Genomic DNA, 14,476 nt, shown 5'->3' with positions numbered 1-14,476 from the left:
TCAGGCGTACTGTGAGCGCCACAAATCCAATGTGCTCCTTGAACGAGGCCCAGATAGATGACTCAGGATTCCGCGCTGAGAATTGCCGTACTCGATGACTGGCAATCCGTTGCACAAGACGTGGTGGACTGGACAGCCCTCAAGCCGATCGGCAACGTCACGTTCCTCCACGACTATCCCGCCGATACCGCGGCGATGGTCGCCCGCCTGAAAGATTTCGACGTGATCTGCGTGATGCGCGAGCGCACGATCTTCGACGACGCCCTGCTCAGCCAGCTGCCCAATCTGAAGCTGCTGGTCACCGGCGGCATGCGTAATGCCGCACTGGACCTCAAGGCCGCAGCGCGTCTGGGCATCACGGTCGTGGGCACTGACAGCTACAAATACGCAGCGCCCGAACTGACCTGGGCGCTGATCATGGCGGCGACGCGCAACATCGTCGACGAGGCCAATTCGCTGCGCGCCGGGAACTGGCAGATCGGCATCGGCAGCGACCTGTACGGCAAGACGCTGGGCATCGTGGGTCTGGGCAGCATTGGCCAGAAGATCGCCCGTTACGCCCAGGCGTTCGACATGAACGTGATCGCCTGGAGTGAAAACCTCACCGCCGAGCGCGCTGCCGAGCACGGCGTGACTTATGTCAGCAAGCAGGCACTGTTCGAGCAGTCGGACGTGATTTCGGTCAATCTGGTGCTCAGCGACCGCAGCCGCGGTGTGGTGGACGCGCAATCCTTGAATCGCATGAAGCCGACGGCCTACCTGGTCAATACCGCGCGCGGCCCGATTGTCGACGAAGAAGCCCTGATCGAAGTTCTCCAGCAGAAGAAGATCGCCGGCGCGGCGCTGGACGTCTTCGGTATCGAGCCGCTGCCCGAGGACCATCCGTTCCGCAGCCTGCCGAATCTGCTGGCAACGCCGCACGTTGGCTACGTCACTCAGAACAACTACCAGATGTTCTTCAGCCAGATGATCGAGGATATCCAGGCCTGGCATGCCGGCAAGCCGATCCGCGTCTTCGCCTGACGAACCGGCCGCCACTGACGTGAATACCGGCCCGCGCGGGCCTGTGCGTCAATGGCGGTATTTCCAGACACTTCTCAAGGACTCAGAGGATGACCACTTCCCTCGACCTGTTGCCCGGCGACCCGCGTGCTGCGCTGCTGGTCATCGACATGCAATACGACTTCATGCCCGGCGGCGCACTGGCGGTGGCCGAGGGCGACGCGCTGGTGCCGTTGGTCAACCGCCTCGGCGCGCAGTTTCGTAACGTGGTGATCACCCAGGACTGGCACCCTGCCGGGCATATTTCCTTCGCATCGAGTCATGCCGGGCGCAGCCCGTTCGACAGCATCACCCTGCCTTACGGTGCGCAGACGCTGTGGCCGGACCATTGCGTGCAGGGCACGCAGGGCGCCCGGCTGCACGCCGACCTCGTTATCGATCATGCCCAGCTGATCCTGCGCAAGGGCTGCAATGCCGGCATCGACAGCTATTCGGCCTTCGTCGAAGCAGACCGCAGCACCCAGACCGGCCTGGCTGGCTACCTGAAGGAGCGCGGCATCGACAGCGTGTTCGTGGTCGGTCTGGCGCTGGATTTCTGTGTGGCGTGGTCGGCGCTGGATGCGCGAGCGGCCGGGTTCAATACGTGGGTGATCGAGGACGCCTGCAAGGCGATCGATCTGAACGGCTCGCTGGACAAGGCGTGGCAGGACCTGACGGCAGCGGGTGTGGTGCGGATTGATAGTGCTGATGTGACTCGCTGAACCCGCTTTTGAACATCAACGCGCTTGCTTTGTAGGAGCGTGGTTTGTCCCGCGAACTGGCGCGAAGTGGCAGTAAAACCAGACTGCTCGGTGTATCAGACACACCGTGGAAACAGGTTTTACGACCGCTGCGCAGCCGTTCGCGGGACAAGCCACGCTCCTACAGGATCTGATTTAAACGATAACTCTTCGTCAATCCTGCCCCAACGCAAACCGCTTCAGTCCTTGCCCTTCCATCCGATACCGCACCCACTCGTCCTGCGGCTCGGCGCCAATCGATTTATAGAAATCGATCGCGGGCTGGTTCCAGTCCAGCACGCTCCATTCGAAACGACCGCATCCGGTGTCATGGGCGATCTTCGCCAGATGCCGCAGCAGTTGCTTGCCCGCGCCAATCCCGCGCTGGCTGGCAGATACGAACAGGTCTTCCAGGTACAGCCCCTTGCGGCCCTGCCACGTCGAGTAGCTGAGGAAATACACCTCAAAACCGATGGGCTGGTCGTCCAGCAGGCAAATCAGCGCCTTGGCTGGTGACGGCTCGTCAAACAGGCTGCGCTCGATGTCGGCGACGCTGGCCTTGACCTCGTGCTCGGCTTTTTCGTAGATCGCAAGCTCGGTGATGAAGCCCAGAATCACGGCGGCATCGGCGCGGGTAGCGTCTCGAATATGAAGGGTCACGGTGGGGGCTCCCGAATCAATGAAAAGGCCGCCGCGCAGGGGCGAACGACGGGGAGCGGATTGTGTCTCAACCAGCAGCACGGCGCAGCAGGTTCACCGAAAAAAACTGACCGTCTCCCTCAGCAAACCGCCAGACTACCCAAGAGAAGCAGCATGGACACTGAACAAGACGGCAAGACCCCGGGCCTGACGCCCGAAGAAGAACGCGATATCGATGAAAACCAGCCGCCCCGTGCGGCCGTTCTGCACGAGACGATCCGCATGCAGGGCGACCAGGAACTTGAGCGCAACGTCGCGGCGCTGTTCTGGTCGGCACTGGCAGCAGGCCTGACCATGGGCCTTTCGCTGATGGCCATGGGGCTGCTCAATTCCAGGCTTCCCGACGGCGAAGGCTTCAAGGCCATCGCCAGCTTCGGTTACAGCGCAGGTTTTCTGGCGGTGATCCTGGCACGCCAGCAACTGTTCACGGAAAACACCATCACGGCGGTTCTGCCGGTGATGACCAAGTTCACCCTGAGCAATGTCGGTCGCCTGTTCCGGCTGTGGAGCGTGGTGCTGGTGGGCAACCTGTGCGGCACCCTGCTGGTGGCCTACGTCATGCTCCATCTGCCGATTTTCGATCCAAAGACTGACGCGGCTTTCCTCGAGATCGGCCGCAAGGTCATGGAAAACGATGTGAACACGATGTTCGCCAAAGGCATCATTTCAGGCTGGATGATCGCGACGATGGTCTGGATGATTGCGTCGATGGAGAACGCCAAGATCGTGATCATCGTGATGATCACGTACCTAATGGCACTGGGCGATTTCACTCACATCGTCGTGGGTTCGGCGGAAGTGTCGTATCTGGTCTTCGCCGGTGAGCTGAGCTGGAGGGAGTTCTGGATGGTGTTCGCAGGCCCGACCCTGGCCGGCAATATCATTGGTGGCAGCTTCATCTTCGCGTTGATCAGCCATGCGCAGATTCGCAGCGAGAGCGGCGCGCCGAAGAAACAAGGATCACAGCGCAAGCAATCCGCGGCTCAGGATCGTGAAGACGCCGAAGGCAAGGGCGCATGATGCAGTCGCAGGGCCCAGTGTTCGGCCAAAAACAATGCACTGGGCTCTTCTTAAATTATTTTTAAGAAATTCCGGCGACGTTTAAAGGCAAAATATGGCCTTCAGTCACTACGTGGTTCAGACATCCAATGACCCGAATCCTGACAATCGAAGACGATGCCGTCACCGCCAAGGAAATCGTGGCTGAGTTGAGCAGCCACGGACTCCAGGTGGATTGGGTGGACAATGGCCGCGAAGGCCTGGTGCGCGCGGTGAGCGGAGATTACGACCTGATCACCCTTGATCGCATGCTGCCTGAGGTGGACGGCCTGGCGATTGTCACGACCATGCGCGCACTGGGCATCGCCACGCCGATCCTGATGATCAGCGCCCTGTCCGATGTCGACGAACGGGTCCGCGGCCTGCGCGCCGGGGGGGATGACTACCTGTCCAAACCGTTTGCCTCGGACGAGATGGCTGCTCGTGTCGAGGTCCTGCTGCGCCGCAGCAACCCCGTTACTCAGGCAGAAACCATGCTCAGGGTTGCCGATCTGGAGCTCAACCTGATCACCCGCGAAGCCAGCCGCGCGGGCCAGCCGCTGAACCTGCTGCCCACCGAATACAAGCTGCTGGAATTCCTGATGCGCAACAGCGGCCAGATCATCACCCGCATGATGATTTTCGAGGAAGTCTGGGGTTATCACTTCGACCCCGGCACCAACCTCATCGATGTGCACATCGGTCGCTTGCGCAAGAAAATCGATCCTCCTACCCTGACGCCGCTGATACGTACCGTTCGAGGCTCAGGTTATGTCATTGCCGAACCCGTCTAAGGGCTGGCGCTCCTCCAGCAGCCGACTGCTGGCGCTGTACAGTTTCCTGTTCGTGGCCTGGAGCAGCATCCTCATGGGGGTGCTGTACTGGGAAGTCACCAGTTACCTGAACACCCTCGCCCGCCATTCGCTGATGCAGCGCCAGCAACTGTTTTCCCGGTTCGAGGGCGCGCAACTCGATGACGCACTGGCCACCAGCGACAAGTTCGACATGCGCTCGGTCGACGCCTACGGCCTTTTCGACAAAGACCTGAAACCCATCAGCGGGCCGGTCCGCGAGATTCCCGAGGGCCTGAAGCTCACCGGCGAGATTCAGGAACTGGACACCTGCATCGACTCTGACGACCCCGATCTGCCCCGTGCCAGCTGCGATGCGGTGGCCATTCACACGCTCGATGAACGCTGGCTGGTGCTGGTGCGCGACAACGGCTCGCTGTTCGCCGTGACCACGCTGATCCTGCGGGCCCTGCTGTGGGGCATCTCACTGACGATCATCCCGGGCGCTGCGGGCTGGCATTTGCTGCGACGTCGGCCGCTGCGGCGCATCGGTGCGATTCAGGCGAGCGCGGAAGCCATCGTCACCGGCGACCTGACCCGACGCCTGCCGGTGTCCGATCGACGTGACGAGCTGGACATGCTCGCCGACATCGTCAATGCCATGCTCGACCGCATCGAGCGGTTGATGAACGAGGTCAAAGGCGTCTGCGACAACATCGCCCATGACCTGCGCACGCCCCTGACCCGCCTGCGCGCGCAGCTTTACCGGATTCAGCAGCAATCGCCGGAAGACTCCGCCCAAGGCGAGCAAATGGCTCAGGTCATCGCCGACGCCGATACATTGATGGCGCGCTTTCGCGGCCTGTTGCGGATTTCCGAGCTGGAAGATCATCAGCGTCGCTCGGCTTTCGGCCAGCTGGATCCGCTGCCGTTACTGCAGGAACTGTATGATTTCTACTTGCCGCTGGCGGAGGAAGGCCGCGTCTCGCTGCAACTGAAAGTCGCCGAATACCTGCCGCCGGTGGTGGGCGACCGCGCGCTGCTGTTCGAAGCCCTGTCGAACCTGCTCAGCAACTCGATCAAATTCACCCCGCCGGGCGGCCAGGTGCTGGTCATCGCCCGGGCCGAAGGCGACACCACGTTCATCGAAGTACAGGACACCGGTCCCGGCATCCCCGACGCCGAACGCGAAGCGGTTTTCAAGCGTTTCTACCGCAGCGAGACAGGCAATCAGCAAAGCGGCTTCGGCCTGGGGCTGTCCATCGTCGCGGCGATCGTCAACCTGCACGGCTTCAAACTGCGCATCGGCAACAGCCCCTCCGGCGGCGCAAGCCTGGTGCTGGAATGTCGGCAGGTGCTGGCGTTGGGGTGATACAACAAAGCCGCCTCAGGGGCGGCTTTGTCATTGGGGGGCGTTACATTTTCCGGGCTTGTTCGATGATCTTTTCCTGCCGCGCCCAGGCTTTCTCCATGACCTTCAGGTAAACGCGCTCCTTCTCCTCGAGAGTGGCGTTGCGGACGAAGTCGGAAAACGGCGTCGACTTCACTGTTTTGAGTTTTTGTGGAGCAGCCATTATCCAAACCTCCTGGAGTTGAGCGTGCACTCAAGCGATGCCCGATCATAGGTTTCGGGTACATGCGAGTCAATTTGCTGAATGTTCTGGCGGTAGGACTTGGTAGAACCATCATGGTTCTTGATAAAAATATCGACGGTCACTGCATGGCCAAACTCGTATTTCAAACGATTCACCACCTCCCGGGCGGCGAAGTATTGATCCACGAATCCACGTATGGGAATGTTCCGCCCCCGCGCAGTATTGGCGAGGGTTTGGACTGCGCCTATTCGACGTCACAAAATGAAACAGGATGCGCGGGGAAGCATTCACATATCCGGAATCCTGCCGAGATATCGCACAGGAAAATGCGAAAAACCCAACGGCTTCCCGGCTAAAGCCGGTCCTACGAAAAACTCGCGGCGTCTGTAGGACCGGCTTTAGCCGGGAAGAGGCCGGTGCATCCGGCAGGCGTGCGGCGGTGGGAATTCAGTCTTCGCGAGCAGGCTCCTCCCGCCTGGATCGCGCACCTGCCCGCGCAGCGACATTAGCCCGAATCACAAACCAGCTTTCCCATCACCCCGGCATGCAGGTGAAATCCTTGCTGCGCCCAATCTGGTGCCCCTGCGAGTCTTCAAGCTTCACCCGGTACTCTTCGCCCAGGCTCGACTCCACCAGCGTGTAATGCTCGCCCGCTTTGAACTGGTCGAAGCGGATGCCTGTCTCGCAATTCATTTGCCCGTCGTCCCCGCCCCGCTCCACGATCAGGTCCAGGTCAAGGGTGTGGGCGCCGGGTCTGACTTCGAAAAAGCGGCCGTCATTCAGGCGTTTGCCGTCCAGATCCTCGGCCATCAATACCCCGGACGGCTCTTCGCGCAGGCCGATCCATGCCTGGTTCGGATCGGCTTTGGGCATGGGCCCGGCACACGCCGACAGCACGCTGACGAGTCCTAACATGGGGATGAGCGACAACGATCTGGCTTTCATGAACACGTACCTCGGCAGTTGGAAAAAGTCCCTGTGGCGCAGGGTGGATTTCGATGGGCCAAGGCTGCGGGGTGCGCGCATGAACAACAAATGAATCCCCCATGAAAGCTCCTTGTGCAACGGACTAACTATTTGTTCATTCGCTCGAAAGCCGCCTGTTAGGTCGACGCAACAAGACTGCGCTGATTCGAAATGGGAGGTTTCCGGCATGCTCGGGCTGGTCAAGACTGCATTGCTCAAGCCATACACGTTCATCGTGTTGGCGATTTTCATCTGTATCGTCGGGCCGATGGCGGCCGTGAAGACGCCGACCGATGTGTTTCCCGACATCGGCATTCCGGTGGTCGCGGTGGTCTGGCAATACACCGGCCTGTCGCCCGACGCCATGGCCGGTCGGGTGATCTACACCTACGAGCGCTCGCTCAGCACCACGGTCAACGACATCGAGCACATCGAGTCGCAATCGTTGCCGGGCATGGGCATCGTCAAGATTTTCTTCCAGCCGGGTGTCGATATCCGGACGGCCAACGCTCAAGTGACGGCGGTGTCGCAGACCGTGCTCAAGCAGATGCCGGCTGGCATCACGCCGCCGCTGATCCTCAATTACAGCGCCTCGACGGTGCCGATCCTGCAGATGGCGTTCTCCAGCCCGACGCTCTCGGAAGCGCGAATCCGCGATCTGGTGCAGAACAGCATCCGTCTTCCGCTCAGCGCCGTTCCGGGCCTGGCGATGCCGACGCCGATGGGCGGCAGACAGCGTCAGATCACCCTGGACCTCGACCCGCAGGCGCTGGCGGCCAAAGGCCTGTCGGCGCAAGACGTGGGCAATGCCCTGGCTGCGGGCAATCAGATCATTCCGGTGGGCACGGCGAAAATGGGCAGCGACGAATACACCGTGCTGCTGAACAACAGCCCCAAGGCCATCGACGAACTCAACGACCTGCCGATCAAGACCGTGGATGGCGCGCTGATCACCATCGGCCAGGTTGCTCACGTGCGTGACGGCTCCCCGCCGCAGACCAACGTCGTGCGCGTCGACGGCCGTCGCGCGGTGCTGATGCCTGCGCTCAAGAACGGCAATACCTCGACCCTGTCGATTGTCGACGACATCCGCAACATGCTGCCGCTGATCAACGAAACCCTGCCGCCGGCGCTCAAGACATCCCTGCTCGGCGATGCCTCGGTATTCGTCAAGGAATCGGTCGGCAGCGTTGCCCGAGAAGGCATCATTGCCGCACTGCTGACCAGCGTGATGATCCTGCTGTTTCTCGGCAGTTGGCGCTCGACGCTGATCATCGCGGCATCGATCCCGCTGGCGGTCCTGTCGGCCATCGCACTGCTGTCGCTCAGCGGTCAGACACTCAACGTCATGACCCTTGGCGGCCTGGCGCTGGCGGTGGGGATTCTGGTGGATGACGCGACGGTGACGATCGAGAACATCAACTGGCACCTGGAACAGGGCAAGGCGGTGAAGGACGCGATCATGGACGGCGCGCGGCAGATCGTCGGTCCGGCGTTCGTCTCGCTGCTGTGCATCTGCATCGTCTTCGTGCCAATGTTCCTGTTGCAGGGCATCGCCGGTTACCTGTTCCGGCCGATGGCGCTGGCAGTGATCTTCGCCATGGCCAGCTCTTTTCTGCTGTCGCGCACCCTGGTGCCGACGCTGGCGATGTTTCTGCTCAAGCCCCATGTGCTGGAAGGCGGCCCCGGCCACCATCCGGAAGATGCGTTCATCAACCATCATGAAGGCGATCAGCACGGCCGTCAGCACAACCTTTTCCTGCGTAGCGCGCTGCGATTTCAGCAAGGGTTCGAGCATCGCTTCTCGGCGATTCGTGACGTGTACCACAGCCTGCTCGGGCTGGCGCTGAAGCGTCGCAGGGTCTTCCTCCTCGGTTTTCTCGCCTGTGTGCTCGCCAGTTTTGCGCTGTTGCCAAGCCTGGGCGAGGACTTCTTCCCGGCCACCGACGCGGGCGCGCTGTCGATGCATGTGCGTCTGCCTCTGGGCACACGCATCGAGGAAAGTGCAGCGGCGTTTGACCGGATCGAACAGCGCATCCGCGAGATCATTCCCGCTGACCAACTGGAAACGGTGATCGACAACATCGGCATTCCCCTCAGCGGCATCGACATGGCCTACAGCAGCAGCGGCACCATCGGCCCGCAGGATGGCGACATTCAAGTCACCCTCAAAGAAGGCCACGCGCCGACCGCCGACTACGTCAAACGCCTGCGCGAAGCGCTGCCGCAGAGTTTCCCCGGCAGCCAGTTCGCGTTCATGCCTGCAGATATCAGCAGCCAGATCCTCAACTTTGGTGCCCCGGCGCCGCTGGACCTGAAAATCTCCGGCCCCGACGACGACGCGAACCGTGCTTACGCCGTTGAACTGCAACGTCGGCTTGAGCATGTTCCCGGGGTCGCCGACCTGCGCATTCAGCAGTCCACGGGTTATCCGTCATTGCAGGTCAACGTCGACCGCCTGCGTGCCAAGCAACTGGGCATCACCGAGAAAGACGTGACCACCAGCCTGGGCGCCTCCCTGGCCGGAACTGCGCAGGTGGCGCCGACGTACTGGCTCAACCCGAAAAACGGCGTGTCGTACTCGGTGGTAGCCGCCACGCCGCAATACCGGCTGGACAGCCTGCCGGCCCTCGAAGCCTTGCCGATCACCGGCAGTGACGGCCAGTCGCAGATTCTCGGCGGGCTGGCGACGATCAAGCGAGTGGACAGTCCGGCGGTGGTCACCCACTACAACATCGAACCGACGCTGGACCTGTTTGCCAACGTTCAGGGACGTGATCTGGGTGGCGTTGCGACAGACGTGCAGAAGGTCATCGATGGCATGGCGCACCTTCGGCCCAAAGGCGCCGTGGTGAGCCTGCACGGTCAGATCGATGCGCTGCACGAAGCCTTCAGCGGTTTGAGCCTCGGCCTGCTCGGCGCCGTGGTGCTGATCTATCTGCTGATCGTGGTCAACTTTCAGTCGTGGGTCGACCCGTTCGTGATCATCACAGCCCTGCCTGCAGCGCTGGCTGGAATCGTGTGGATGCTGTTCCTCAGCGGTACCTCGCTGTCGGTGCCTGCGCTGACCGGCGCCATTTTGTGCATGGGCGTGGCCACGGCCAACTCGATTCTGGTGGTCAGCTTCTGCCGGGAACGTCTGGCCGAACATGGCGACGCCCTGCTCGCTGCACTGGAAGCGGGTTATACGCGCTTTCGCCCGGTGTGCATGACCGCGCTGGCCATGATCATCGGGATGCTGCCGCTGGCGCTTTCTCAGGAACAGAACGCCCCCCTGGGACGCGCGGTCATCGGCGGTCTGATTCTGGCGACCACGGCCACGCTGCTGTTCGTGCCCGTGGTGTTCAGCCTCGTGCACCGCCACTCGAAACCTCAATCCGCCGACACCCCGACAAGCGCCATCGATGGAGAAACACCCCATGTCTTCTGAACACGTCCCTTCGCGCAAACGCCTCATGCTGACCGGGATCGGCGGCCTGACGCTGGCCGCGCTGCTGGTCGCCAACGGCCTGGCCGCGCGCACTCGCCACGAACACGCCGTCGCGGACTGGACCGAGCGCCAGTCGGTGCCGGTGGTCACCGTGGTCTCACCGTCGCAGAATGCCCAGCAAGATACCCTGCGCTTGCCTGCGCGACTTGAAGCCTGGAGCAGTGCGGCGATCAACGCCCGCGTGAGTGGTTACCTCAAGGACTGGAGCGCCGACATCGGTGCGCAGGTTCAGGCCGGTCAGGTACTCGCCCACATCGACAGCCCCGAGCTGGATCAGCAACTGGCGCTGACCCGCGCGCACCTGGCCCAACAACAGGCCAACGCACGCATCGCCCAGACCACCGCCGAGCGCTGGCAGCATCTGCTTGCAACCCATTCGGTGTCACAACAGGAAGTCGACGAGAAGGTGTCCGCGGCCACGGCGGCAAAGGCCGATGTTCAGGCCGCCGAAGCCGACTGTCAGCGCCTGTCGGACCTCGCGGCTTACAAAACCATTCGCGCGCCTTTCAGCGGCACGATCACCGCGCGCAACACCGACATCGGCCAGTTGATCAAGGCTGACGATGGCGGCGGCCGTCCGCTGTTCAGCATGGCCGACACGCGCCGCCTGCGCCTGTACGTGCCGATCCCGCAGAATTACGCCAGCGTCATCCATCCCGCGATGCAGGTGCAACTGAGCGTTCCTGAGCATCCGGGCGTGACGTACCACGCCACGCTGCTCGGCGATTCCACTGCGGTCGATCCGCGCTCAGGCACCCTGCTCGCGCAGTTCGTGGCCGACAATCCGGACGGTTCGCTGCTGCCCGGCGATTATGCCGACGCGACCCTGCCCGTGGCGGCCGGCGGTCGGGGCGTCAGCATTCCCGCCAGCGCATTGATCTTCCGCGCCAAAGGCACACAGGTCGCCACCCTCGATGCAGCAGACCATGTGCACCTGCGCGACATCCATATCGCCATGGACCTGGGCGACCGGCTGGTGATCGATCAAGGCCTGCACGCCACCGACAAAGTGATCGACAACCCGCCCGACGCCTTGCGCGAGAACGACCCCGTGCATATGGCCGATGCAGGAGGTGAGCATGCGCCCAAGGCTTGAAGGTCTGGCCCTGATCATCGCCATGACCCTGCAGGGCTGTTCGCTGGCGCCCGCCTATCAGACGCCAACGGTGTCGCTGCCGGCGCATTACAAGGAGGACACAGGCCCGTGGCACCCTGCACAGCCCGCCGACCAGCTCCAGCGCCAGTGGTGGCAGGTGTTCGAGGACCGGCAGCTCGACGACCTGCAACAGCGGTTGCTCGCGGCGAACCCTGATCTGGCAGCGGCGCTGGCGCATTACGATGCTTCACAGGCCTACGCCAGTCAGTTGCAGGCCGGGCTGTTCCCGCAGGTCGGGGCCAGTGTCGCGCCACTGCGTCAGCGCCAGTCGGATCGACGACCGCTGCGCGGCGCCACGCAGCCTTCGATCTACGACAGCGACACGGCCGGTCTTAGCCTGAGCTTCGACATGGACCTGTGGGGCCGGATCCGCAATCAGGTCGCCGCAGGCGATGCACAGGCTCAGGCGTCTGCCGATGATCTGGCGGTCGCGCGGCTGAGCCTGCAACGCCAGCTCGCGACGCTTTACGTTCAGGCGCGCGGGCTGGATGCACAGGCGAAGATTCTCAGGGCGTCACTGGACGATTATCGCCAGGCGCTGCAACTGACCCGCGATCGCTATGAAGGCAAGATTGCCTCGCAACTTGACCTGACCCGCGCGCAAAGCCAGCTGGCGCAAGCGCAGGCGCAGCTGGACGACGTCAACGCCCAGAACGACCTCAGCGAACACGCGATTGCCGAACTGGTGGGCGTGCTGCCCAGTGAATTCACGCGGGTGCATGACGCACAGCCGATGAAACTGCCTGACATCCCTCAAGCGCTGCCCGGCGATCTGCTGCAACAACGTCCGGACATCGCCGCGGCAGAGCGTCGGGTGTTCGCCGCCAACGCCACTATCGGCGTAGCGAAGGCGGCGTGGTATCCGGATTTCAGCCTGAGCGCTCTGCTCGGCGGGCAGACCCAAGGCAGCGGCAACCTGCTCGCTGCGGCCAATCGGTACTGGGCGTTGGGACCGCTGCTCAATCTGCCGCTGTTCGATGGCGGACGGCGCAATGCCAACGAACGCCAGGCCAGGGCCGAGTTTGAAGAAGCCGCCGCGCAGTACCACAGCCAGGTGCTCAAGGCGGTGCGTGAAGTGGAAGACAATCTGGGTCAACTGAAGGACTTGCAGCAGGAATCGCAGGACCAACAGGCGGCGGTGGATGCCGCGAACAGCGCCGAACGCATGGCGACCAGCAGCTATCAGGCAGGCGCTGTGAATTACCTGGATGTGGTGACCGCCCAGACCGCCGCCCTGGACGCACAACGACGCATGCAGGCGGTGAACACCAGCCGGTTGCAGGCCAGTGTCGGTCTGGCTGTCGCTTTAGGCGGTGGCTGGCGTACGCAAGACGCTCCGACGGAGTCGACGCGCTACGCCTCGGCGGCGCATAGCCAGAATGTTGCACGCCGATAGCGTAAATCTGAGGGGAGATTGCAGCGCGGCGCTTGATTAATCCAGCCGGTGAGCCTAACTGCTAAGTGCGACGTCGTGAAACGACGCGCGTCTTAATCACCATGCAAACGCTGAGGAGATTTTGACATGGCCACCACTGTTGAACTGGCGCCGCTGTTCCGCCAATCCGTGGGGTTCGATCGCTTCAATGATTTTTTTGAATCTGCCCTGCACAGCGAAACACCCCTTTGCTATCCGCCGCATAACGTCGAACGCTACGGCAGCGATCATTACCGGATCGTGATTGCCGCGGCCGGGCTGAGCGCCAGTGATCTGGAATTGAAGCTTGAAAAGGATGTGCTGACGGTCTGCGGAAGCAACCCCCGCGGCGATGAAGGTGCGACTTACCTGCATCAAGGCATCGCCCACGGGGCGTTTCGGCTGGTGTTCCATCTTGCCGACCACATTGAAGTTCAGGGCGCGACATTCGAGAACGGCCTGCTGATCGTGTTCCTGCAGCGCAACGTACCGGAAGGCGCCAGCGCCAGACGGATCAGAATCCAGTGCCCCGGAGACGGTCATGACCGGCTTATGCGCCCTTGATCCGCCAGCGCCGGCCCGAACGGTTGACCTCCGGCGACGACGTGCCGCCAACCGTCCCGACGCCTGCCCCGCACATTGCCGTCTGATCAAACCTCGACCGGGGCGAAATCAAACAGCACCTGCGGTGCCTCGATGAGCAGCGAACGCATCATCTGAGGCGAGCATTCCAGTGCTTGCAGCTGCTCCGTCACCGTCCGGTAACTCACCGTGCTTTCATGCTGAGTGTGCGGCCAGTCACTGCCCCACACCAGGCGCTGCGGACCGAAGCTCTGCACCAGCAGCGGCAGGGCCTCGCGTACGAAATCCAGGTTCTGCCGGTCGTTGCCTTCGAGGCGATAAATGGCCGATACCTTCATCCACAGCTGACCGCCAAGGGCCAGCTCGAGCAGGTCCCGGAAGCCGGGCTGGTCCAGGCCCAGACGAGCGTCCGGACGGCCGAAATGGTCGACCACGATCTTCACTCCGAACGGCATCAGCGCGCGGATCAACCTTGGCAGATCCGCCACATGGCGATGCAGCTCGACATGCCAGTCCAGCTCGGCGATGTGGCTGAACAGGGTTTTCCACTGCGGATCGGAAAAGTCCGGCAGCGCTTTGCCCATCAGGTTCAAACGAATGCCGACCACGCCCAGCTGGTCCATCTCCTGCAGCGAGGCGCGGTCTGCATCGCGGTCGACCACCACCACGCCGCGCAACTGTTCAGGCGCCTGACGCAACGCGTCGAGCAAGTAGCGGTTGTCAGTGCCGAGAAAACTGGGCTGGACCAGCACGCCGTGGCTCAGGCCATGGGTGCGCAGGTTGTCTTGATACATCGCCAGCGTGGCGTCGTAGTCGGGTGAGTAGCGTCTTGCCGATGTCAGATCCAGCTCCCTGCTGAATACGTGTGCGTGGCCGTCGATGCCAAGTATCGACGAGGGAAAAGTCTCGGACATGGGTCTCATCTATCGAAAATCGCGCGGCGTCCTGAAGCCAGCCTCAGGCT

At 62.2% G+C, this 14,476-nt stretch carries 13 protein-coding genes; 9 read left to right on the top strand and 4 right to left on the bottom strand.

The window, feature by feature from the left end; translation table 11 throughout:
- Positions 1 to 57 precede the first annotated feature (57 nt).
- Both BMZ10_RS22620 and pncA read left to right on the top strand, forming a co-directional pair.
- Positions 58 to 1,023 (top strand): D-2-hydroxyacid dehydrogenase family protein, encoded by a 966-nt coding sequence (locus tag BMZ10_RS22620; RefSeq protein WP_093467447.1) that lies wholly within the window; start codon positions 58 to 60, stop codon positions 1,021 to 1,023.
- Positions 1,024 to 1,112: 89 nt separating this feature from the next.
- The gene (gene pncA / locus BMZ10_RS22615; protein WP_093467444.1) at positions 1,113 to 1,763 is read left to right on the top strand and encodes a bifunctional nicotinamidase/pyrazinamidase; all 651 of its coding nucleotides are present in this window, start codon (positions 1,113 to 1,115) and stop codon (positions 1,761 to 1,763) included.
- Between the two features lie 192 nt (positions 1,764 to 1,955).
- On the opposite strand, the gene BMZ10_RS22610 is transcribed toward pncA, so the two are convergent.
- Complete coding sequence (locus tag BMZ10_RS22610) at positions 1,956 to 2,441, bottom strand: GNAT family N-acetyltransferase (RefSeq protein WP_093467920.1); 486 nt, start codon at positions 2,439 to 2,441, stop codon at positions 1,956 to 1,958.
- A 153-nt stretch (positions 2,442 to 2,594) separates the two neighbouring features.
- On the opposite strand from BMZ10_RS22610, the gene BMZ10_RS22605 reads away from it, so the two are divergent.
- From BMZ10_RS22605 to BMZ10_RS22595, 3 genes are all read left to right on the top strand, one after another.
- Entirely contained in the window at positions 2,595 to 3,500 is a 906-nt protein-coding gene (locus BMZ10_RS22605; RefSeq protein WP_093467441.1) for a formate/nitrite transporter family protein, read from the top strand.
- Between the two features lie 128 nt (positions 3,501 to 3,628).
- The gene (locus BMZ10_RS22600; RefSeq protein WP_093467438.1) at positions 3,629 to 4,312 is read left to right on the top strand and encodes a response regulator transcription factor; all 684 of its coding nucleotides are present in this window, start codon (positions 3,629 to 3,631) and stop codon (positions 4,310 to 4,312) included.
- Positions 4,290 to 5,681 (top strand): sensor histidine kinase, encoded by a 1,392-nt coding sequence (locus BMZ10_RS22595; protein ID WP_093467435.1) that lies wholly within the window; start codon positions 4,290 to 4,292, stop codon positions 5,679 to 5,681. Before BMZ10_RS22600 ends, BMZ10_RS22595 begins: the two co-directional genes overlap by 23 nt.
- Before the next feature lie 43 nt (positions 5,682 to 5,724).
- Here the strand turns inward: BMZ10_RS22595 and BMZ10_RS27785 are convergent, their stop codons facing one another.
- Positions 5,725 to 5,883 carry a hypothetical protein gene (locus tag BMZ10_RS27785; protein ID WP_177182197.1) on the bottom strand — a complete coding sequence of 53 codons (159 nt, stop codon included), beginning with the start codon at positions 5,881 to 5,883 and terminating at the stop codon, positions 5,725 to 5,727.
- Positions 5,884 to 6,438: 555 nt separating this feature from the next.
- Complete coding sequence (locus BMZ10_RS22590) at positions 6,439 to 6,849, bottom strand: PA0061/PA0062 family lipoprotein (RefSeq protein WP_093467917.1); 411 nt, start codon at positions 6,847 to 6,849, stop codon at positions 6,439 to 6,441.
- 208 nt (positions 6,850 to 7,057) lie between these two features.
- On the opposite strand from BMZ10_RS22590, the gene BMZ10_RS22585 reads away from it, so the two are divergent.
- The 4 genes from BMZ10_RS22585 (at position 7,058) to BMZ10_RS22570 (ending at position 13,494) form a co-directional block, all read left to right on the top strand.
- Entirely contained in the window at positions 7,058 to 10,300 is a 3,243-nt protein-coding gene (locus tag BMZ10_RS22585; RefSeq protein WP_093467432.1) for an efflux RND transporter permease subunit, read from the top strand.
- Positions 10,290 to 11,456, top strand: coding sequence for an efflux RND transporter periplasmic adaptor subunit (locus BMZ10_RS22580; protein ID WP_093467429.1), 1,167 nt, complete (start codon positions 10,290 to 10,292; stop codon positions 11,454 to 11,456). The genes BMZ10_RS22585 and BMZ10_RS22580 overlap by 11 nt, the downstream gene beginning before the upstream one ends.
- Complete coding sequence (locus BMZ10_RS22575; protein ID WP_093467426.1) at positions 11,440 to 12,912, top strand: efflux transporter outer membrane subunit; 1,473 nt, start codon at positions 11,440 to 11,442, stop codon at positions 12,910 to 12,912. Before BMZ10_RS22580 ends, BMZ10_RS22575 begins: the two co-directional genes overlap by 17 nt.
- Positions 12,913 to 13,038: 126 nt before the next feature.
- Entirely contained in the window at positions 13,039 to 13,494 is a 456-nt protein-coding gene (locus tag BMZ10_RS22570) for an Hsp20 family protein (protein ID WP_093467423.1), read from the top strand.
- Positions 13,495 to 13,580: 86 nt separating this feature from the next.
- Here BMZ10_RS22570 and BMZ10_RS22565 read toward each other — a convergent pair whose 3' ends face one another.
- Positions 13,581 to 14,426, bottom strand: a complete 846-nt coding sequence (locus BMZ10_RS22565; RefSeq protein WP_093467420.1) for an amidohydrolase family protein — start codon at positions 14,424 to 14,426, stop codon at positions 13,581 to 13,583.
- Positions 14,427 to 14,476: the final 50 nt, after the last annotated feature.

Origin of the sequence: Pseudomonas sp. NFR16, from assembly GCF_900108875.1 — a bacterium.
Lineage (GTDB): Bacteria > Pseudomonadota > Gammaproteobacteria > Pseudomonadales > Pseudomonadaceae > Aquipseudomonas.
Note: the sequence above shows the minus strand (reverse complement) of the source record. Positions and strands in the feature narration are given on the sequence as shown.

Excerpts from the sequence above, each read along its gene's own strand:
- BMZ10_RS22620 (WP_093467447.1), top strand. The coding sequence starts at position 58 with ATGACTCAGGATTCCGCGCTGAGAATTGCCGTACTCGATGACTGGCAA.
- pncA (WP_093467444.1), top strand. The coding sequence starts at position 1,113 with ATGACCACTTCCCTCGACCTGTTGCCCGGCGACCCGCGTGCTGCGCTG.
- BMZ10_RS22605 (WP_093467441.1), top strand. The coding sequence starts at position 2,595 with ATGGACACTGAACAAGACGGCAAGACCCCGGGCCTGACGCCCGAAGAA.
- BMZ10_RS22600 (WP_093467438.1), top strand. The coding sequence starts at position 3,629 with ATGACCCGAATCCTGACAATCGAAGACGATGCCGTCACCGCCAAGGAA.
- BMZ10_RS22595 (WP_093467435.1), top strand. The coding sequence starts at position 4,290 with ATGTCATTGCCGAACCCGTCTAAGGGCTGGCGCTCCTCCAGCAGCCGA.
- BMZ10_RS27785 (WP_177182197.1), bottom strand. The coding sequence starts at position 5,883 with ATGGCTGCTCCACAAAAACTCAAAACAGTGAAGTCGACGCCGTTTTCC.
- BMZ10_RS22590 (WP_093467917.1), bottom strand. The coding sequence starts at position 6,849 with ATGAAAGCCAGATCGTTGTCGCTCATCCCCATGTTAGGACTCGTCAGC.
- BMZ10_RS22585 (WP_093467432.1), top strand. The coding sequence starts at position 7,058 with ATGCTCGGGCTGGTCAAGACTGCATTGCTCAAGCCATACACGTTCATC.
- BMZ10_RS22580 (WP_093467429.1), top strand. The coding sequence starts at position 10,290 with ATGTCTTCTGAACACGTCCCTTCGCGCAAACGCCTCATGCTGACCGGG.
- BMZ10_RS22575 (WP_093467426.1), top strand. The coding sequence starts at position 11,440 with ATGCGCCCAAGGCTTGAAGGTCTGGCCCTGATCATCGCCATGACCCTG.
- BMZ10_RS22570 (WP_093467423.1), top strand. The coding sequence starts at position 13,039 with ATGGCCACCACTGTTGAACTGGCGCCGCTGTTCCGCCAATCCGTGGGG.
- BMZ10_RS22565 (WP_093467420.1), bottom strand. The coding sequence starts at position 14,426 with ATGTCCGAGACTTTTCCCTCGTCGATACTTGGCATCGACGGCCACGCA.